This is a genomic window from Flavobacterium sp. (genome assembly GCF_965657075.1).
Taxonomy (GTDB): Bacteria; Bacteroidota; Bacteroidia; order Flavobacteriales; family Flavobacteriaceae; genus Flavobacterium.
The window spans coordinates 46,878-68,858 of record NZ_CBFHMV010000001.1 but is presented as its reverse complement, the minus strand read 5'-3'; the positions used below and the strand labels follow the sequence as shown (position 1 = coordinate 68,858).

16 protein-coding genes and 1 tRNA gene are annotated in these 21,981 nt (G+C 29.2%); 13 read left to right on the top strand and 4 right to left on the bottom strand.

Going from position 1 to position 21,981, the window contains the following annotated elements:
* Nucleotides 1–10: 10 nt before the first annotated feature.
* A tRNA-Cys gene (locus ACTF56_RS00325) sits at nucleotides 11–81 on the bottom strand.
* A gap of 132 nt (nucleotides 82–213) precedes the next feature.
* Here ACTF56_RS00325 and ACTF56_RS00320 point away from each other — a divergent pair.
* Complete coding sequence (locus ACTF56_RS00320; protein WP_438964909.1) at nucleotides 214–2,133, top strand: LTA synthase family protein; 1,920 nt, start codon at nucleotides 214–216, stop codon at nucleotides 2,131–2,133.
* Between the two features lie 7 nt (nucleotides 2,134–2,140).
* Here ACTF56_RS00320 and folB read toward each other — a convergent pair whose 3' ends face one another.
* Nucleotides 2,141–2,503, bottom strand: a complete 363-nt coding sequence (gene folB, locus ACTF56_RS00315; protein ID WP_438964908.1) for a dihydroneopterin aldolase — start codon at nucleotides 2,501–2,503, stop codon at nucleotides 2,141–2,143.
* An 87-nt stretch (nucleotides 2,504–2,590) separates the two neighbouring features.
* Here folB and ACTF56_RS00310 point away from each other — a divergent pair, with 87 nt between their 5' ends.
* Nucleotides 2,591–4,273: a glutamine--tRNA ligase/YqeY domain fusion protein gene (locus ACTF56_RS00310; RefSeq protein ID WP_438964907.1), complete on the top strand. Its 1,683-nt coding sequence runs from the start codon at nucleotides 2,591–2,593 to the stop codon at nucleotides 4,271–4,273.
* 524 nt (nucleotides 4,274–4,797) lie between these two features.
* Here ACTF56_RS00310 and ACTF56_RS00305 read toward each other — a convergent pair.
* Complete coding sequence (locus ACTF56_RS00305; RefSeq protein ID WP_438964906.1) at nucleotides 4,798–5,751, bottom strand: SPFH domain-containing protein; 954 nt, start codon at nucleotides 5,749–5,751, stop codon at nucleotides 4,798–4,800.
* 90 nt (nucleotides 5,752–5,841) lie between these two features.
* Nucleotides 5,842–7,344 (bottom strand): glutamate--tRNA ligase, encoded by a 1,503-nt coding sequence (gene gltX, locus ACTF56_RS00300; RefSeq protein WP_438964905.1) that lies wholly within the window; start codon nucleotides 7,342–7,344, stop codon nucleotides 5,842–5,844.
* A gap of 177 nt (nucleotides 7,345–7,521) precedes the next feature.
* On the opposite strand from gltX, the gene ACTF56_RS00295 reads away from it, so the two are divergent.
* The 11 genes from ACTF56_RS00295 (at nucleotide 7,522) to ACTF56_RS00245 (ending at nucleotide 21,975) form a co-directional block, all read left to right on the top strand.
* Nucleotides 7,522–10,824 (top strand): hypothetical protein, encoded by a 3,303-nt coding sequence (locus ACTF56_RS00295; RefSeq protein WP_438964904.1) that lies wholly within the window; start codon nucleotides 7,522–7,524, stop codon nucleotides 10,822–10,824.
* Nucleotides 10,824–11,246, top strand: coding sequence for an rRNA maturation RNase YbeY (gene ybeY, locus ACTF56_RS00290; RefSeq protein ID WP_438964903.1), 423 nt, complete (start codon nucleotides 10,824–10,826; stop codon nucleotides 11,244–11,246). The genes ACTF56_RS00295 and ybeY overlap by 1 nt, the downstream gene beginning before the upstream one ends.
* A 39-nt stretch (nucleotides 11,247–11,285) precedes the next feature.
* A complete protein-coding gene (mnmG, locus tag ACTF56_RS00285; RefSeq protein ID WP_438964902.1) occupies nucleotides 11,286–13,163 on the top strand; it encodes a tRNA uridine-5-carboxymethylaminomethyl(34) synthesis enzyme MnmG in 1,878 nt (625 codons plus the stop codon).
* A 158-nt stretch (nucleotides 13,164–13,321) separates the two neighbouring features.
* The gene (locus tag ACTF56_RS00280; RefSeq protein WP_438964901.1) at nucleotides 13,322–14,170 is read left to right on the top strand and encodes a class I SAM-dependent methyltransferase; all 849 of its coding nucleotides are present in this window, start codon (nucleotides 13,322–13,324) and stop codon (nucleotides 14,168–14,170) included.
* 261 nt (nucleotides 14,171–14,431) lie between these two features.
* Nucleotides 14,432–15,010, top strand: a complete 579-nt coding sequence (locus ACTF56_RS00275) for an OmpH family outer membrane protein (RefSeq protein ID WP_438964900.1) — start codon at nucleotides 14,432–14,434, stop codon at nucleotides 15,008–15,010.
* Between the two features lie 96 nt (nucleotides 15,011–15,106).
* Complete coding sequence (locus tag ACTF56_RS00270) at nucleotides 15,107–17,377, top strand: helix-turn-helix domain-containing protein (RefSeq protein WP_438964899.1); 2,271 nt, start codon at nucleotides 15,107–15,109, stop codon at nucleotides 17,375–17,377.
* 323 nt (nucleotides 17,378–17,700) lie between these two features.
* Nucleotides 17,701–17,892: a hypothetical protein gene (locus ACTF56_RS00265; protein ID WP_438964898.1), complete on the top strand. Its 192-nt coding sequence runs from the start codon at nucleotides 17,701–17,703 to the stop codon at nucleotides 17,890–17,892.
* A 425-nt stretch (nucleotides 17,893–18,317) separates the two neighbouring features.
* Nucleotides 18,318–18,806, top strand: a complete 489-nt coding sequence (locus ACTF56_RS00260; protein WP_438964897.1) for a hypothetical protein — start codon at nucleotides 18,318–18,320, stop codon at nucleotides 18,804–18,806.
* A gap of 39 nt (nucleotides 18,807–18,845) precedes the next feature.
* The gene (locus ACTF56_RS00255) at nucleotides 18,846–19,151 is read left to right on the top strand and encodes a GIY-YIG nuclease family protein (RefSeq protein WP_438964896.1); all 306 of its coding nucleotides are present in this window, start codon (nucleotides 18,846–18,848) and stop codon (nucleotides 19,149–19,151) included.
* A 77-nt stretch (nucleotides 19,152–19,228) separates the two neighbouring features.
* Nucleotides 19,229–19,753 (top strand): peroxiredoxin family protein, encoded by a 525-nt coding sequence (locus ACTF56_RS00250; protein ID WP_438964895.1) that lies wholly within the window; start codon nucleotides 19,229–19,231, stop codon nucleotides 19,751–19,753.
* 68 nt (nucleotides 19,754–19,821) lie between these two features.
* Nucleotides 19,822–21,975, top strand: a complete 2,154-nt coding sequence (locus ACTF56_RS00245; RefSeq protein WP_438964894.1) for a peptidase domain-containing ABC transporter — start codon at nucleotides 19,822–19,824, stop codon at nucleotides 21,973–21,975.
* Nucleotides 21,976–21,981 lie beyond the last annotated feature (6 nt).

Genomic DNA, 21,981 nt, shown 5'->3' with positions numbered 1-21,981 from the left:
GAAGGTCTAGAGGCATCGTCCGGATTCGAACCGGAGTAGACGGTTTTGCAGACCGGTGCCTAGCCGCTCGGCCACGACGCCAAATATATTCGATTGCAAATTTACATATATTTTACACTATCGCAAGTAATTTCATTAAATTTTAATTTTATTAAAATCTTTTCCACTCATAATTCTTTTACATTTGTAATCAAATAACTAAAATAGAACATAATGAATGCTTTAAAACATTTGAAACCTCTTTTTAATTTTTATTGTATTGGTTTAATAATAACAACTTTAAGTAGAATAGTATTATTTTTAATTTTCAGAGAACGTGTTGTTGAAGTTGATGAGTATTGGAGAATTTTTACAATCGGATTTCGTTTCGATATCATTATGCTATCTTATTTAGCCGTTTTACCTGCTTTTTTAATTACATTTTTACCTGATACTTTTTTAAAAAAACTCAATGGTTTTCTAAATATTTACTTCATTTTGTTCTTGTTTTTGTTCTTTTTTATGGAATTATCAACACTTAATTTTATAAATGAATACGATACAAGACCCAATAGACTCTTCTTAGATTATCTAATTTATCCTAAAGAGGTACTTGGAACTTTGGTAAAAAGTTATTTACCTTCAATGATCATTACCTTTATTTTAGTTGTAGTTGCTTTATATTTTGCTTTTAAATTTGGTAAAAAAGTATTTTGTACTGTATCATCAAATTACAAAACAAAACTTTTGATTTTTCCATTGGTTGCTTTTTTCATTTTTTGGGGTGCAAGATCAAGTTTAACAACAATTAGACCTGTAAACGCTAGTAATGCTATATTTTCATCAGATCAGATGACGAATTCTTTAGGTTTAAATTCTTTATATACTGTTGCATTTGCAGCTTATTCTTTACAGAGAGAAGGAAAAGTAGATAAATATGGTAAAATGGATGAATTTGAAGCTTACAATAGAGTCAAAAAATACATGGATGTTACCGATTTTATTGACGATGAAATACCTTTTTTACATCTACAACAACCAGATTCAACTTCCCCAAAATATAATGTAGTTGTTTTTCTTCAAGAGAGTTTAGGTGCAGAATATGTAGGTTGCTTAGGAGGTTTACCGTTAACTCCAGAATTAGATAAATTATCCAAAGAAGGTTTGTTATTTACCAATTTATACAGTTCAGGAACAAGAAGTGTAAGAGGAATTGAATCGGTTATAACTGGATTTTTGCCTAATCCTTCTGAAAGTGTTGTTAAATTAAGCAACGCTCAACAAGGATTTTTTACTTTGGCTGATGCTTTCGGTAAACAGAATTATGATATCAGTTTTATTTATGGCGGTTTATCTAATTTTGATAATATGGCTTCTTTTTTTAACGGTAATGGCTTTAATAATATCATCGACGAAACTGATTTTGATGCTGATGGAAAAAAGTATGCTTTTAAAGGTGTTTGGGGTTATTCTGATGAAGATTTAGCAGTAAAAGCAAATGAATATTTTTCTTCACTTGGTGATAAACCTTTCTTTTCTCTAATGTTTTCAACCTCTAACCATGAACCTTTTGAATTTCCTGATGGAAGAATTAAATTACATGATAATAAGAAAAACACCGTTAACAACGCCATAAAATATGCTGACTTTTCTATTGGAAAGTTTTTTGAATTGGCAAAAAAGGAGAAATACTTTAACAACACTATTTTCATAGTTATTGCTGATCATAATACAAGAACTTATGGTAAAAGTTTAGTTCCAATTCATAAATTTCATATTCCGGCTTTAATTATTGCTCCAAATATTCAAAAAGGAACTACCTATGACAACTTAGCAAGTCAAATTGATATACCAACAACTTTATTAGCCTTGTCTGGAATCACAACAAATTCTCCAATGCCAGGAAGAAATTTATTAACATTACCCAAAAACACCAAAGGAAGAACCATCATGTTATTTCATGAAACGTATGCATTTAAAGTGGAAGACGATGTTATAATTATGAATCCAAATGCAGAACCACTTCAATTTAAAGTAGAAAAAGACTCTATTTTTACTCCAGTGAAGTTAAACACAGAATTGGCAAAAGATGCTTTAGCACATATAGTAGCATCAAGTACTATGTATCAAAAACGAAAATATAAATTAAAATAACAGAATATTAGATTTTTATTTTTTCTTTTATTTCTATTGTAACAGCTTCAACATCACCACCAATAGGAGGATTTAGTTTAGATACTTTCACTTTTACTTCAGTAATTGTAAGTAACTCTTTAAAAGATCTATTAATAATTCGTTTAGCAACATGTTCTAGTAATTGGGCTCTAATTGCCATTTCTTCCACTACTATTTTATTTAAATGAACATAATCAACGGTATCATTTAAGGCATCTGTTTGCGCTGATTTTTCTAAATCTGTTTTTATTTTTAAATCCACTCTATAATCGGATCCAATTTTTGATTCTTCAACCAAACAACCATGAAATGAAAAAGTGCGAATGTTTTTTAATATAATTTTTCCCATAATTTTTTAGTTTCGTTCAAATTTTCAAATTTTCAAATTTTCAAATCAATTAATATAACTTATCTTTGTCAAAAGTATTCAAAAACTATGTCAACAGAACAAAAGTCACTCAATTTTATTGAACAAATTATAAATGAAGACCTAAAAAATGGTTTATCTAATGATAAATTGCGTTTTCGTTTTCCACCAGAACCAAATGGATATTTACATATTGGTCATGCCAGTTCTATTTGTCTTAATTTTGGTTTAGGATTAGATTATAAAGCTCCTGTAAATCTTCGTTTCGACGATACAAATCCAGCAAAAGAAGAACAAGAATTTGTGGATGCTATCAAAAATGATGTAGAATGGCTGGGTTTTCAATGGGATAAAGAGTGTTATGCTTCCGATTATTTTCAACAGTTATATGATTGGACGATTGAATTGATTAAAAATGGTAAAGCCTATGTAGACAGTCAATCTTCTGAAGATATGGCCAAACAAAAAGGAACTCCAACACAATTTGGAACAGATTCTCCTTTTAGAAATCGCTCAGTTGAAGAAAATTTGGACTTATTTGAACGTATGAAAAACGGTGAATTTCCTGAAGGAACTCATGTTTTACGTGCCAAAATAAGCATGAACGCCACAAATATGTTGATGCGTGATCCAATTATTTATAGAATTTTACATAAAGACCATCACAGAACAGGAAGCAAATGGTGTATTTATCCAATGTATGATTGGGCTCACGGAGAAAGTGATTATATCGAACAAATTTCTCACTCGTTTTGTACTTTAGAGTTTTTACCACACAGAGAATTATATGATTGGTTTTTAAATCAGATTTATGATGCATCGAAAGTAAGACCAAAACAACGCGAATTTGCTAGAAGAAATCTTTCACATACAGTTGTTAGTAAACGTAAATTGGCTCAATTAGTAAGCGAAGGTCATGTAAAAAGTTGGGATGATCCAAGAATGTCAACCATTTCTGGAATGAGAAGACGTGGTTATACACCAACAGCCATAAGAAATTTTGCTAATGCTATCGGAATTGCCAAACGTGATAATCTTATAGATGTTTCATTATTAGAGTTTTACGTTCGTGAAGACTTGAATAAAATTGCTCCAAGAGTAATGGCTGTTTTAAATCCAGTGAAGTTGGTGATCACCAATTATCCTGATGGAAAAGAAGAATGGTTAGAAGCTGAAAACAATCCAGAAGAAGAAGTTTTAACTTACAGACAATTGCCTTTTTCTAAAGAACTTTACATAGAAAGAGAAGATTTTCAAGAGGAAGCACACAAGAAATTTTTCCGTTTAACATTAGGTACAGAAGTTCGACTTAAAAATGCTTATATAATTAAAGGTGAATCCGTTATAAAAGATGCTGATGGAAATATTACTGAAATTCATTGCACATATGATGAAGATTCTAAATCTGGAAGTGGTTCAGAAGCAAGTCAAAGAAAAGTAAAAGGAACCATTCATTGGGTTTCTACAAAACATGCAGTTGAAGCAGAAGTACGAGTGTATGATAGATTATTCACTCATGAAAATCCTGATGGAAACAAAGAAATTGATTTTAAAGAATTCATCAATCCAAATTCATTAGAGGTAATTACTGGATTTGTAGAACCTTCCTTAGTAAATGCCAAAGAATTAGAACATTACCAATTTCAACGCTTAGGATATTTCTGCGTAGATAGAGATTCATCAGCTGAAAAATTAGTTTTCAATAAAACAGTTGGATTAAGAGATACTTGGGCAAAAATTAGTAATCAGTAACATTTCCGTGAAAACGGAAATCTTTTCATCCTTAAACTATTTTTCTGTTATTCTGAACTTGATTACTTCGTCTGTTCGCAAGTTCGGGTCAGAATCTTTCAAAATTTCAATACCATAAATAATTCCAAATTCTTGTCATTCTGAATTTATTTCAGAAACTTGAGTTTGGAATTTTTAATTATAAGATTTTATTATTTTGAATTTATACTTTAATAGTTTTTATTAATAATAATTTAAATCTATTATTTTTTAAACTTTAATAGTTTAAATATTTAAAAAATGGCCTTCATAATTTGATTTTAAGCTATTTTAAAAAGTTATTAATATACTTTTATGGTTGTTGAAGAAATGTTTTAACAGTGCTTTTTATTTACATTTTCACATTAAAAATCACTCAAATTTTGAATTCAACTTAAATTCTTATCATTTTAAAGAAATTTACTTTTTTCAAAATAAAAAAAGACCACTTTTTTTCAAAAGCAGCCTTTTTTGGAATTTGGTTCTGATTTATCGGAATTTAAAATCTATTCTTCATTTTCGGAAGTATCTTCTTTTTGATTTTTTCTTTTAGTAGAATTCGCTTTTTTCATAGCTTCACCTACTTGATTACTTGCAGTAAAACTTGCAACCATGTTATTTAGCATTTCACTTCCTGCTTGTGGAGAATTTGGTAATAAGATTAAATTACTATTGGTATCAGCACCAATAGCTTGTAAAGTATCATAATGTTGTGTAACTACAATCAAAGCAGAAGCTTCTTGCGAATTAATTCCCACTCTATTTAAAACATCTACAGATTCTACTAATCCACGCGCAATCTCTCTACGTTGGTCAGCAATACCTTGTCCTTGAAGTCTTTTACTTTCTGCTTCCGCTTTAGCTTTGGCTACAATTCTAATTCTTCCTGCTTCAGCTTCATATTCAGCAGCAGTCTTTTCACGATCAGCAGCATTAATTCGGTTCATCGCATTCTTAACTTGAATATCTGGATCAATATCAGTAATTAATGTGTTGATAATATCATATCCATAAGTACTCATGGCATCATTCAATTCACGTTTTACCGCTATAGCAACATCATCTTTTCTTTCAAAAACGTCATCTAAAATTAATTTAGGCACTTCAGCACGCACTACATCAAATACATAAGAAGTAATTTGGTCGTGTGGATATTCTAATTTATAAAATGCTTCATACACTTTTTCTTGTAATACTTTGAATTGAACCGAAACTTTTAGTTTTACGAATACGTTATCCTTAGTTTTAGTTTCAATGATAACATCTAATTGTTGAATACGAAGATTTACTCTTCCTGCAACTCTATCAATTATTGGTACTTTTAATTGCAAACCAGAACTACGAGTGCTTGCATATTTACCAAAACGTTCAATAATTGCAGATGTCTGTTGTTTAACAGTAAAAAAAGATGAAAATAAAACGATTAATCCTAAAAATAGGAAAATGTAAAGTCCGAACATAGTTTGATTTTTTAATGGTTATGTTAATTATACGTTTAATGATGTGAAAAGTTACAAAAAAAAATCCCGATACTCTCGGGATTAACTTTTTTATAATGTTTGAATCGCTTTTTCAATACGTTTAATACTTTCTTTTTTTCCAATCATTTCAATGATATCAAACAAATGTGGTCCTTTTAAGGCTCCAATTAAACTCAATCGTAAAGGTTGCATGACTTTTCCCATTCCAATTTCGTTGGTTGTCATCCATTCTTTTAATAAAGTCTCAATGTTTTGAGAAGTAAAGTCTTCAATTTTATTCAACTCAACAATTACTTTTTGCATTAATTCTTGAGTTTCTTCTTTCCAGTTTTTAGCAGCTTTTTCATCATAAGAAGTTGGTGCTTCAAAGAAATAATCTGATAAATCCCAAAGTTCATTCACAAAATTAGCTCGTTCTTTCACTAACGCAACCACTCTTTCCAAATCTAAAGATGTTTCAATTCCTCGTTCCTCTAAATCTTTTGAAAAACTAATAGCTAATGCCTTATCACTTTTGCCTATTAAATACTGATGATTAAACCATTTGTTTTTCTCTGGATCAAACTTCGCACCTGCTTTGTGAATTCTGTTCAAATCAAAAGCTTCAACTAATTCTTCCAATGAAAATAATTCTTTGTCTGTTTCATCATTCCAACCTAATAAGGCCAAAAAGTTAAGCACTGCTTCTGGAAAAAAGCCTTGCTCTCTATAACCCATTGAAGTTCCTTCTGAAGTTTTCCAAGCTAATGGAAATACTGGAAATCCTAATTTGTCACCATCACGTTTGCTTAATTTTCCGTTTCCAACGGGTTTTAAAATTAATGGTAAGTGTGCAAATTCAGGAGCTTCCCATCCAAATGCTCTGTATAATAAACTGTGTAATGGCAAACTTGGTAACCATTCTTCACCACGAATTACATGAGAAGTTTCCATTAAATGATCATCTACAATGTTCGCTAAATGATACGTTGGCATTCCATCACTTTTGAACAAAACTTTATCATCCAATAAATTGGTATCAAACTTAATGTCACCACGAATAATGTCTTTCAATTCTAAAATTTCATTCACAGGAGTTTTAAAACGAATCACATAAGAATCACCATTAGCAATTCTTTGAGCTGTTTCTTCTTTAGAAATTACTAATGAAGTATCCAATTTTTCACGATTATGCCAATTATAAATGAATATTCTTCCTTCAGCTTCGTGTTGTTTTCTATGAGCATCCAATGATTCAGCCGTGTCAAAAGCATAATATGCCCAACCGTTTTCAATCAATTGATCAGCATATTCTTTGTAAATTGCTTTTCGTTCACTTTGACGATAAGGTCCAAATTTTTCATTTTTTCCAACGGTTTCATCTGGAGAAATTCCTAACCATTCTAAAGCTTCCAAAATATAATCCTCCGCACCTTCAACAAATCTTGTTTGATCTGTATCTTCTACTCTTAAATAGAATGTACCGTTATTTTTTTTGGCAAATAAATAATTAAATAAAGCGGTTCTAACACCACCAATATGCAATCCTCCTGTGGGACTTGGAGCAAATCGTACTCTAACTGGTTTTGACATTTTTTTTCTAATTTGTCACAAAGATACAATTTGAATTTAGAAGTAAGAATTTAGAAAATAGAAAATTGAGCACTTATTAACATGTTTTCAAGTTAAAGTTTTGCTAAACACTAATTACTTTTGACTTATTACGTTATTAATTGTATTTTTATCGGTTATAAACAGACTATTAACAATTTGGAAACAAAATCAATTATTTTTGAAAAATTAGAAGCCTTTATCAAGAGGTATTATAGTAATGAACTCATAAAAGGAATTATTCTTTTTGTTGGTTTAGGATTAATGTATTTTCTATTCACCATATTAGTGGAGTATTTTCTTTGGTTACCAACATCTGGAAGAACTATTTTATTCTGGTTGTTTGTTGTTGTTCAAGTTTTCTTACTAGTTCGATTTATTTTATTTCCATTGTTCAAATTATTCAAACTTCAAAAAGGAATTAATTATGAACAAGCTTCTTTAATTATAGGTAATCACTTTAGTGAAGTAAATGATAAACTGACCAATTTTTTACAGTTATCCAATCAAAAAGAAAATTCAGAATTACTTTTAGCTTCTATCAATCAAAAAGCTGAAACATTAAGTCCAATTCCTTTCTCAAATGCAATTAATTTTAATAAAAACAAGAAATTTTTACCTTATGCAATTGTTCCTATATTATTATTGGGATTGTTTTTTGTGTCTGGAAATTCTAAAATTATTTCTCAAGGTTTGGACCGAGTTGTGAATTATAACACAAAATATGTTACACCAGCTCCTTTTCAGTTTGTGGTTTTGAATAAAGATTTGGTTACCCAACAAAACAAAGATTTTACTTTAAAAGTTAAGACTGTTGGAACTATTATTCCTGAAAATGTTTTGCTTATAATTGGTGAAGAAGAATATTTGTTGGAAAACACGAATCCTGGAGAGTTTCAATATGAGTTTGATAATGTAATTTCAGATGTAAATTTTAGTTTGAAAGCTAATTCAATTAATTCGAAAGATTATAATTTAAAAGTAGTTAACGTTCCTACTATCAATAACTTTGAAATGATTTTATCTTATCCAAGTTATTTGAAACGTAAATCAGAAATCATCAAAGGTACTGGTAATGCAATTGTGCCTGAAGGAACTTCCATTCGTTGGAAATTAGCAACTTTGGCAACTACTGATGTTGCTTTTATTTCAGACAATAAAAAATCTATTTATTCATCTTTAAATGGCGAATTCAATTTCTCTAAAAATATTAGTCAAAATTTTGAATATCAATTAGTAACATCAAATGATAAGTTAAAAAACTTTGAAACTTTAGATTACCAAATTAATATTGTAAAAGACCAGTTTCCATTTATTACAGCCGACAAAACTCCAGATAGTTTAAAAATCTATAAAGAATATATTATTGGTCAATTATCGGATGATTATGGTTTGAGTAAATTACAAGTTGTGTATTATCCAAAAGACAAACCACAGTTGGTTAAACGTGGAACATTGCCTGTAAAAAATCAAACGGTTGATCAGTTTGTATATTCTTTTCCAAATGGTTTAAGCGTTGAAAAAGGAGTTATTTATGATTATTATTTTGAAGTTTTTGATAACGATGCTGTTAATAATTACAAATCAAGTAAATCTTCTGTTTTTTCGCATAATGAATTAACTTATGACCAAAAACAAGATGAATTATTAAAAGATCAAAATGATAATATTAACAGTTTAGAAAAGTCATTAAATAATCAAGACAAGCAATTAAAAGAATTAGATAAACTCCAAAAAATGAAAAAGGAGAAAGCTAATCTTGATTTCAAGGATCAAAAGAAAATTGAAGATTTCATTAAGAAACAAAAATCTCAAGATGATATGATGAAAGAATTCTCTAAAAAACTTTTAGAAAATCTAGAGAATTTTAATCCAAAAGAAGAAGATAAATTAAAAGAAGAATTATTACGTCGTTTAGATGAAAGTCAAAAACAATCAGAAAAAAACGAAAAGCTTTTAAAAGAATTAGAAGAACTTCAAAAGAAATTGCAAGACGATGAACTATTTGATAAAGCTGATAAATTAAAAAAAGATTCTAAAAACCAATCAAAGAATTTAGAACAATTGGTTGAACTTACCAAACGTTTCTATGTTGAAAGGAAAGCAGAACAAATTGCAGACAAATTAGATAAGTTAGCATATAAACAAGACAAATTAGCTAATGAAAACAAGATTAACTTAGAAGATCAAATAAAGGTTGCTGATGAATTTGATAAATTAAAGAAGGAACTTCAAGAATTGGACAAAGATAATAAGGATCTTAAGAAGCCTATGGATATCCCAAATGATAAAAATGAACAGGAAGAAGTTGATAAAGATCTTCAAAAGTCTGAAGAAGATTTACAAAAAAATGACAAACCTAAAGCTTCTAAATCGCAAAAATCAGCTTCCAAGAAGATGAAGGATATGAGTCAAAAAATGTCTTCTTCTATGGAATCTGGTGAGATGGATTCTATGGCCGAAGATGCTAAAGTTCTAAGACAAATTCTTGATAATCTTTTAGCCTTCTCTAATGAAGAGGAAACTTTAATTGTTGTTACCAAACAATCTCAATCAAGATCATTGACGATAAATAAAATTCTAAAGAAACAACAAGAACTTAAAGTTCAATTTCAACATGTTGATGACAGTATTTTTTCTTTATCCATGAGAAATCCTATGATTTCAGAAGTAGTTTTAAATGAAATCGGAAACATACATTACAATTTAGACAAATCTTTAGAAACTATTGCAGAATCTAATACTTCACGTGGTGCTGCACTGCAACAATATGTTTTAACAAGCGCAAACAAATTAGCAGATATGTTAAGCAATGTGCAAAATGACATGAACATGCAAATGTCTGGTTCTGGCAAAGGTAAGCCTAGTCCTGGAAAGGGTAAAGGCTCAGGTAAACAGCTGTCAGATATTATCAAAGAACAAGATGGTCTTTCTGAAAAGATGAAAGAAGGCATGAAACCTGGTGAAAAACCAGGATCTAAACCTGGTGAAAAACCTGGTGATGGTAAAAAAGAAGGTAAAGGTAAAGGTGAAAATGGCGAAGGAGATGGTGAAGGTTCAGAAGGCAACGCTGGTAAAATATTAGAGATTTTAAAAGAACAACAACAATTGCGTGATGCCTTACAAAAATCATTAGAACAACAAGGTATTAATGGTAACAATGTTCTCAATCAAATGAAAGATATTGAAAAGCAATTGATTAATAAAGGTTTTAAAAATGAAACACTTCAAAAAATGCTTAATCTTAAACATGAATTATTAAAATTAGAAAATGCTATCCAACAACAAGGTCAAGATGTGAAGCGCAAATCTAACACAAACGTTGATAAATTTTCAAATAATGCTTCTACCCTACCAAAGGAATTACAAGATTATATAAAAAGCATTGAAATATTAAACAGACAAAGTTTACCTTTGCAAAAAAATTACGACCAAAAAGTCAAAGAATATTTTAATAAGTAATGATTACATTTAACTACGAAAATGATTTTGTTATAGAAAACGAAGATGTTTATCAAAATTGGATTTCTAAAATTATAACATCTGAAGGTTTTTCAGAAGGAGAAGTTAATTACATTTTTTGCGATGATGATTATCTTCTAAATATCAATATAGAATATCTAAATCATGACACTTACACAGATATAATTAGCTTTGATTACACAGTCGGAAATTTAGTACAAGGAGATATTTTTATTTCAACAGAAAGAGTCGCTGAAAACGCTTTAAACTATAAGGTTTCTTTTGATAATGAATTAAAACGTGTACTATCACATGGTATTTTACATTACTGTGGTTTTAAAGATAAAACTGATGAAGACGCAAAACTGATGCGTCAAAAAGAAGATGAAAAAATTGCTTTGTTCCACGTGGAACAACAATAAACATCTTATAATATTAATTTAAATGTTTCACGTGGAACAATGAGTATATTTCAAGAAAAATATGATGTTATTGTAGTTGGTGCAGGTCATGCTGGTTCCGAAGCTGCTGCTTCAGCTGCTAATATGGGTTGCTCTACTCTACTCGTTACAATGAACCTTCAAAACATTGCACAAATGTCTTGTAATCCTGCAATGGGTGGAATTGCAAAAGGTCAAATTGTTAGAGAGATTGATGCACTTGGTGGTTATTCTGGAATTGTGTCTGATAAAACAGCCATTCAATTCAAGATGTTGAATAAATCAAAAGGACCTGCGATGTGGTCTCCAAGAGTTCAAAGTGATAGAATGCGTTTTGCAGAAGAATGGAGATTGATGTTAGAAGGAACTCCTAATTTGGATTTCTACCAAGAAATGGTTTCTGGATTGTTGATTGAAAACAACAAGATTGTGGGAATCAAAACATCACTCGGTTTGGAGATTAAATCAAAAACAGTAGTTTTAACTAATGGTACCTTTTTGAATGGTTTAATCCATATTGGAGATAAACAGTTTGGTGGTGGTCGTGCAGGAGAGAGTGCTTCATTTGGAATCACAGAAGATTTGGTTAAAATTGGTTTTGAAGCTGGAAGAATGAAAACAGGTACTCCACCAAGAGTTGATGGTCGTTCTTTAGATTATTCTAAAATGTCTGAACAACCAGGTGATGTAAAACCGCATAAGTTTTCTTATTTACAAAGTATAAAACCCTTGACTCATCAAAAGTCGTGTTACATGACATACACTTCTAATCAAGTTCACGATTATCTTCGAGAAGGTTTTGATAGAAGTCCCATGTTTAATGGTAGAATTAAAAGTATTGGTCCAAGATATTGTCCATCTATTGAAGATAAAATTAATCGTTTCGCAGATAAAGACAGACATCAATTATTTGTTGAACCTGAAGGTTGGAATACGGTTGAAGTATACGTAAATGGCTTTTCCACATCTCTACCTGAAGATATTCAATTTAAAGCATTACGTTCAGTTGAAGGTTTTGAAAAAGTTAAATTCTTTAGACCTGGTTATGCTATAGAATACGATTACTTCCCTCCTACACAATTAAAACACACGCTTGAAACAAAATTAGTTGAAGGCTTATATTTTGCCGGACAAATTAACGGTACTACAGGATACGAAGAAGCAGCCTCTCAAGGATTAATGGCTGGGATAAATGCAGCTCTTAAAGTCCAAGATAGAGAAGAATTTATTCTTAAGCGTAATGAAGCTTATATTGGTGTTCTTATTGATGATTTAATCACTAAAGGAACTGAAGAACCTTATCGTATGTTTACTTCACGTGCTGAATATCGCACTCTATTACGTCAAGATAATGCAGATTTTAGATTAACACCTAAAGGTTTTGATTTAGGTTTAGCTTCTGAAGATCGTTTAATTCGTATGGAAGAAAAGTTTTCTAAATCTGATGCAATGGTTCAGTTTTTTAGAGAAACAAGTGCTAAACCACAAGAAGCAAATCCAATTCTTGAAGCTAAAGGTTCCAGTCCAATGTCTCAACCTGACAAAATGTTTAAAGTGTTCTCTAGACCCCATATTGAATTAGAAGATATTCTTAAATTTAAGAAAGTTTCTGATTATATTGATTCTAACGTATTAGATGATGAAATTATAGAACAAGCTGAAATCGATGTCAAATATTCTGGTTATATTGAAAAGGAAAGATTACATGCCGATAAATTAAATCGTCTAGAAGATGCAATCATTCCCGATAATTTTGATTTTAATAAAATTAAATCAATTTCTACAGAAGCTAAAATGAAGTTCAACAAAATTCGCCCAAAAACAATTGCTCAAGCCTCAAGAATAAGTGGGGTTTCTCCAAGTGATATTTCCGTTTTGTTAATTTATATGGGAAGATAATTTATTTAAGAATGTAAATTAACGATTTTTGATTTAAGAATTCAAGAAACTTCAAAAATCTAAAATCGTTAATCAACTATCAGCAATCAAATGTTTCACGTGAAACAAACTTTGTTAACTACTATATTTACTACATTTATATCAGTTTTATAAAAAATATGAATTTTTCTCCTAATAATGTTTTTATTAAAGTTAAAGACCATTCGGTTACAAAAGAATCATTTGATTTGCTTTTAGATGAAGAATTACAATTATTAAAAACACATCCTCAACCCTCTTTAGAGCAACTTCCCTCCTATTATGAAAGTGAAGATTATATTTCCCATACAGATTCAAAACGAACATTTTTTGAAAAATTATATCATATAGTAAAGACAAATGCTTTAAAGAATAAAGTGGCATTGATTACAAAAGATAATCCTTTAAAAGGAAATTTATTAGACATTGGAGCTGGAACAGGAGACTTTTTATATCAAGTCAAAAATTCAGGTTGGAATTGCATTGGAATTGAACCTAACGAAAAAGCCAAAAATATTGCCGTTTCAAAAGGAGTTAATTTCATTAATATTTTAGAAGAACTAGATAATAATTCTTTTGATGTAATTACAATGTGGCATGTTTTAGAACATGTTCCCGATTTAGAATATCAAATCAAAACTTTAAAAAGATTACTAAAACCAAATGGAACTATATTTATTGCAGTTCCAAATTATAACTCTTTTGATGCCAAACACTACAAATCATTTTGGGCTGCTTATGATGTTCCAAGACATTTATGGCATTTTTCCAAAAGTAGTATTCAAAAATTAGTAGCTAATGAAAATTTAAAGTTACACAAAGTTAAACCTATGTGGTTTGATAGTTTTTATGTTTGCTTACTTTCTGAAAAACACAAAACAGGAAAAATAAATTTCATTAAAGGTTTTTTTTATGGTTTCTTGTCAAATTGCTCAGGAATTGTAAAAAAAGAGTTTTCTTCTCACATTTATATCATAAAAAACGTCTAAAAACGATTTAAATTACCTTTATTCAAATCTTTTTAACTCAACCAACTATTTTGTTTGCTGTTTTTAAATTGTTTCTTAAATCGATTTTAAATGTATTGTTTTAAATAAGTTATAGTTATGGATAATTAAATTGTAATAAGTTAATCTAATAGTAAAAAATTAGTTCTTGCATTACTATTTTCAATTGTTTACATTTACCGAAAATTTTAAAAATCTGAATTGGTTTTCAGTTCTTCAATAAAAATTAACAAAAAGTCAAAAATGAAAAAATTATTAATTATTGCTTTAGGATTAGCAATTGTATCATGTAATCAAACAACAGAATCAACAGGATTAAAAACAGCTTATGTTGATACAGATAAATTAGTTGAAAAATACCAAAAAGCAATTGATTTAGAAGAAAAATATAAAGTAAAGTCTGAAGAAATGGGAAGAGAACTTGATGCCGAAGCAAAAAAGTTTCAATCGGATTATCAATTTGCTTCAAGACAAGCACAAGTAAAAGGGCCACAGTGGGCTCAAGAAAAAGCAATGGAAATGCAACAAAGAGAACAACAGTTATCAATGAAGCAACAAGCGATGTACAAAGAAATACAAGAACAAAGTGGTGCTGAAATGGATTCTTTAGTTACTGAAATCAAAACTTTTATTAAAGATTACGGAAAAAAACAGGGTTTTGATTATGTTTATGGAACTGGAAATATTGCTACTGTTTTGTATGCTAAAGATCAATACGATATTACTGAAGAATTAACTAAACTTTTAAATGAGAGTTATACTCCAAATAAAGAAGCTAAAACTACTGAAGATAAAGAAGTTAAAAAGGATGATAAGAAGTAAATTTATCATTTTTACCATTCTAAAACCTCATTATTTATTTAATGAGGTTTTTTTATTTGCATTTTTTATTACTTTTATAGCTTAAATTATAAGCCAATGAACTCAATATCAGCCGTTGCTAAATATACTTTAAAGTTTATCAACCAGACCAATAAATCTGTATTTCTAACCGGAAAAGCAGGAACGGGTAAAACCACACTTCTTAAAGAGATTATAAAAACAACCCATAAAAACACAGCTGTAGTGGCGCCTACCGGTATAGCAGCTCTTAATGCAGGTGGTGTTACTATACATTCTTTATTTCAATTGCCTTTTGGTGGTTTTATTCCTGATGCTACTGCTCCACACATTTCCAATTCTATAAAATTTGAATCTAAAAGTACGCTTTCTAGACACTTTAAAATGAGTGCTTCTAAAAGAAACGTAATAAGAAATATTGAACTTTTAGTTATTGATGAAGTCAGTATGTTGCGTGCAGATCTTTTAGATGCTATTGATTTTATGATGCAATCTGTAAGAAGAAACAAACTTCCTTTTGGTGGTGCTCAAGTCCTTTTTATAGGAGATTTATTACAATTACCACCTATAGTTAAACCCGAAGAATGGGAAATTTTAAGAAAGTATTATCAAGGTAAATTCTTTTTTCATTCGCATGTAGTGCAGCAAAATCCTCCTTTATACATCGAATTAGACAAAATTTATCGTCAAACCGATGGAGAATTTATTGAAGTGCTTAATAATTTACGAAATAATACCATAACTAAAGCAGATTTGAGTGTTTTAAACCAATTTGTAAATCCAAGTTTTGACCTAAAAAATAATCCTGGTTTTATTACTTTAACCACGCACAATCAAAAAGCGGATTCCATTAATAATGAAGCTATTAATGAACTTAAAGGCAAAAAGTTTACTTTTAAAGCTCATGTTGTGGACGATTTTCCCGACAAAATTTTTCCTGTTGATGATGTTTTAGAACTCAAAGTTGGTGCTCAAATCATGTTTATAAAAAATGATCTTTCTTTTGAAAAAAATTATTTTAATGGAAAAATGGGAATTATTAAATACCTTTCTGATAATGAGATTATTGTAAATTTTCCTGAAGAACATAAATCCATTGAAGTAGAACGTTACGAATGGCAAAATATTAGGTATAAAGTCAACGAAACTACTAAAGAAATTCAGGAAGAAGTTTTAGGAACTTTTACTCATTTTCCTATAAAATTGGCGTGGGCAATAACAGTTCATAAAAGCCAAGGACTAACATTTGATAAAGCGGCTTTAGATGTCTCAAGAGTTTTTCAACCAGGTCAAGCATATGTGGCATTGTCACGTTTACGTTCTCTTAAAGGTTTGGTTTTATTAGCTCCTATTCAAATGAATGGTTTGTCGAACGATAGTGATGTTATGCTTTATTCGGAACAAAAAGCCAGTGAAGAATACATTAAAAAATCACTAGAACAAGAAACCAAAAACTACCTTTTTAACTATTTAAAAGCTACTTTTGATTGGCAAGATTTGTCGCAAGAATGGAGAAATCATCGCTTCAGCTACAAAGAGGAAGCACCAAAGTCTCCAAAGTCAAAATACACCAAATGGGCCGAAATACAATCCCATAAAATGGAAACTTTAGTAACTCCAGCTCAAAATTTCATCAAACAATTGAATAATTTATTTTTAAAGGAAACATTTGATATTCAATTTATAAATGAAAGATTTGAAGCCGCTTACAACTACTTTTATAAGGATTTAGATCATTTAGTTTACGAATTGTTACTTAAGATTGACGAAATAAAACGAATTAAAAAAGTAAAAACATTTTATGATGAATTGAATGATTTAGAAGATTCTCAAACTAAAACCTTACAACGATTAATGAAGGCAAAATTGCTCTTAGCGATGGTGGTTTCTGGAAAAGAAATTTCTAAAGAAAACTTAATTTCAGATGAAATTTTGACTTACAAATTTTCTAAACTTAAACAAATCAAAGACTTACATTCAGTAAAACCTGGTGTGTTTGACGAGGATCCAGACGTTTCTTATTACGAGCCAAAAGCCAAAAAATCAAAAGAAGATAAAAAACCAACTATTGAAATTACTTTAGATTTTTGGAAACAAAACTTATCCGTTTCTGAAATCGCAACCAAAAGAAAGCTTACAGAAACCACTATTTACAGTCATTTTGTTAAACTTTTAAAAGAAAATCAAATCAATATTAACGATTTGCTTCCAGCCGAAAAAATAAAACAATTGGAAGTTGTTTTTAAGTATTTCAAAGGCGAAAGTTTATCTGAATTAAAAGAAACCGTTGGAGATAAATTTACTTGGGAAGAATTAAAACTCTACAAAGCTTCATTTCAACAAGATTAGTTTATTTCTTATGAATCAAACGGGTTAATTTTATCGATAAGTCGGTTAATATCATTTTCCGTTTCCATTGCTTATTGTATGGAGCAAATAACGATTCATTTAAGAATTACTTTAGATTGCGAATTACTAGCTTTGATTTATTAATACACTATTATACAATAATTTACTATTTAATTGATGTTAATAGATTTTTAAAATAGTATCAATTATGCTGAATAATTAATCACTTATTTATTCATTTCTATACCTTTATTTATTTGTTGTTTTTCTTAGTAAAATATATACTATGTTTGAAATATTTTTAACTATAAAATTTTTAAATTATGAAAAAATTAGAATTAAATCAGATGGAAAATCTTGAAGGGGGAACAGCTTGGGGTTGTGCTGCAAGTGTTATAGCTGTTGTTGCAGCTACAGGCGCCGCTGCTTCATTAGGGCCAGCAGGTATTACTTTATGGTCATGTTTAGGAATAGGTTCATTATGGGTGAATTCTGTCGAAACATGTGCTAATTAAATTTTAACTGATAAAATAAAGAAATGATTAAATTAAATACTTTTTTTGTTTTAATAATGATATTTTTATTAATTGCTTTATTTTACTATAATTTTTTTATTATTGAGCAATTAACTTTAAATTTTTATTTAGCTTCTTTTGGATTAATTGTGAGTATAATTAATTCAATTTTAATTAGAAAAAAGTTAAAAAACAAAAATTAGTAATCTGATAAAAGCTATAAGATAAAATCTTGTAGCTTTTTTTAAATTTAATTTTTTATGATTTTAAAAAAAATTATTATTATCGTAATTATATATTTTATTATTAGTTATTTAACAAACTTTCTTTTAATAAATGATGAACTTTTTTTTACATATTTAGGTAATGAATTCTCAATAAAATATATAAATAATTTTTTAACAAGTAAAAAAAAATGGGAATGGATGTCTTATTCAATTATTCCTATTTTTTTAATCATTAAAACTGCCATAATTGCGAGTATTCTTTACATAAGTTGTTTTTTCTACAAAAGAATAAAAATTACTTTCAAACAATTGTTTAACCTTGTAGTAAAAGCAGAGTTTGTTTTTTTAATTGTAGGCATTGTTAAAATAGTATGGTTTTACTTTTTCCAAATTAATTATACATTAGAGGATTTACAATATTTTTATCCGCTATCGGCCCTTAATATTGTAGGTTATAAAGGTTTAGATGCTTGGTTTATTTACCCATTACAAGTTTTAAATTTGTTTGAGTTGGCTTATTGGTTGGTTTTGGCGTATTATATTGGTAAAATTGCAAGCCCTACAAAAAATTTAGAAGCAAGAAAAAACCCAATGGATTTTGGGTTAAAAATTGTGGCAACAAGTTATGGCAGTGCTTTGTTGTTGTGGGTAGTGGTGGTTATGTTTTTTACTTTGAATTATAGTTAACGTCATTGCGAGGAGAAACAACGAAGCAATCTCAAAATCATGAAACCAGGATTCATCTACATCATCACTAACAAGAACAATACAACGTTATACATTGGGGTAACATCTAACATAGTACAAAGAATAGAAGAACATAGAAACAAAAGGTATCCAACTTCATTTTCAGCTAGATATAATTTAAACAAATTAGTATATTATGAAGCTTTTCAAATGATAGGTGATGCCATTGGAAGAGAAAAACAATTAAAAGGAGGTTCTAGAGCTGCCAAAATTAAACTTATAGAAAGCAGTAATCCAAATTGGAATGATTTGTTTGAAGAAGTTATAGATATAATGACAATTTAGATTACTTCGTTTAAAACAAACATTAAACTAAAAAATGAAGAGATTGCTTCGTCGTTCCTCCTCGCAATGACTTGACTATGAAAAAAACACTAAAAATAATAATTCCAATACTCGTAATCAGCTTACTTGCATTCATGGGTTACCAAGTAATTAGCAAAATAAACCACAAAAAAGAAGTTGCTAAAAACATACAAACCTTACCCAATTTTGAATATAAAGATTTGAATAACAATAAGTTTACTAACGCAAATTTAATGGAAAAAACTCCTTTGATGTTTGTTTACTACAATAGCGAGTGTGAGTTTTGCAATGAAGAAGCAAAAATGATAAAAGAAAACTTAGCAGAATTTAAGAACACTCAAATCTTATTTATCTCCTTTGAAAAAAATGAAAAAATAAAACAATTTGCAAATAACCATCAATTAGATACTTATGATAACGTTACTTTTTTATGCGATTCAAAAGCTACTTTCGCTACTACTTTTGATGTTAAATCTTTGCCTTGTTTAGTGTTGTATGACAAAGACAAAAATTTGATTGAAAAAATAAAAGGACAGATAAAAGGGGAAAATTTGATTAAAAAATTGGGAATTACGAATTAGGAATTACGAGTTTTACTGCATGATTAGATGCTGAAACGAGTTCAGCATGACAAAATCTTAATAAAATAATGAACAAAAAACATATCGAGAAAACACATACGCTACAATTAGATCAATCAGATTGTGGCGTTGCTTGTTTAATGAGCCTAATTAAATTAAATGGCGGTACAAATTCTATTGAGAAACTGCGTGAATTGAGTGGTACAACCAAACAAGGCACAACCATGCTTGGATTGTATCAAGTGGCTAACAAAATAGGATTTACTGCCGAAGGCTGCGAAGCAGATATTCAGGCATTAATTGACCATAAACAACCTGTGATTTTGCATGTTGTGATTCAAGAGCAATTGCAACATTATGTAGTTTGTTATGCGTATGATGGTGAAAAAGGTTTTTTAATTGGCGACCCAGCAAAAGGAATTTATTATTTAACAGCTGACGAATTAGACAAAATTTGGGTTTCCAAAAGTTGTTTAACTTTAGAAGTAAATGAAAGTTTTGTAAAGACTGAAACCGAAAAACATTCGCAAAAGAAATGGTTTTTAAACTTGTTGAAAGAAGATTATAAACTACTTTGGATTTCGGTTTTGTTAGGTGTTTTTGTGGCAGGTTTAGGTTTAGCCATGTCGTTGTTTTCTCAAAAATTGATAGACGATATTTTACCTTCAAATAATATTAAAAAATTAGTTTCTGGCATTGGATTATTAGCTATTTTATTGATTGCAAGAGTTGGAATTTCGGTTTTAAGAGAATTCTTTTTGTTGCAACAATCTAAAGATTTTAATAATAGAATTAACACTAACTTTTTTACTTCTTTATTACAATTGCCAAAACCATTTTTTGACACTCGAAAAATAGGTGAATTAGTAGCACGTTTAAATGATACACAACGAGTGCAACGAGTTATTAAAATGCTTGCTAGTAGTTTAGTTATTGATGTTTTAGTTTCAATAATTTCAATGGTTTTCTTGTTTATGTATTCCTGGAAAATAGGGTTAATCTCGTTGTTGAGTGTGCCAATTTACTTTTATATTATTTATAGAAGTAATAAAAAAATAATCAATTCGCAAAAAGAAGTCATGCAAAGTTATGCTTTTAACGAAAGTAATTACATCAACACCATTCAAGGCATTGCAACCATAAAAAATGATAACAAACAAGAAGTTTTTAATAAAACCAATGAAGTGATTTTTGCTAATTTTCAAGAGAAAATAATCAATTTAGGGAAAATTAATATTACTCTTTCTTGGCAATCGGGTTTGGCAAGTGTATTCTTTTTGATTGGTGTTTTGATTTATACTTCTATTCAGGTTTTTAATAAAGAAATAAAATTAGGGGAATTGATGGCAATATTAGGAATTGTAGGTTCTTTAATGCCTTCTATTGCAAATTTAGCTTTGATTTCCATTCCTATAAATGAAGCTAAAATTGCTTTTAACAGAATGTATGAATTTGCATCTATTGAAAAAGAAAAGGAAGAAGGACAGCCCATGATTGAAATAAATTCAATAGCTATTAAAAATTTAACTTTTCGATTTGCAGGAAGACGTGAATTATTTAGAAACATAAACATAAACATTGAAAAAGGAAAATTTACAGCTATTGTTGGAGAAAGTGGTAGTGGAAAAAGTACATTAGGACAAATTTTACAACGTTTTTATTCATTTGAAAATGGTTCTATTATACTAAATAATCAACATAAATTAAATGAAATTGAGTTAAAAAGTTATAGAAATTTAATTGGCGTAATTCCGCAAGAAATTACCATTTTTAATGGAAATGTAATTGATAATATTTTATTAGGCGCAATTGATACACCAGAAAACATAATGCAGTTTTTAAATGATTTTGGTTTTGATGTTTATTTTAATCAATTGCCACAAAGTTTTGCAACCATTCTTGGAGAAGAAGGAATTAATTTAAGTGGTGGACAAAAACAAATCATTGCATTAGCAAGAGTTTTGTATAAAAAACCTCAATTTCTAATTCTTGATGAAGCTACTTCTGCTATGGACAGAAATACTGAAAACTTCACCATGAATTTATTTGAAAAGATAAAACCCAATTGTGCTATTTTCTTCATTTCTCATCGTTTAAATGCTTTAAAGAACATTGCTGATGTAATTTATGTTTTAGATAATAAAACGATCACAAAACAAGGAAATCATAACGTACTAATGCAAACTAATAATTTTTACAGCGAATATTGGAGGAGTTTTTAATGATTA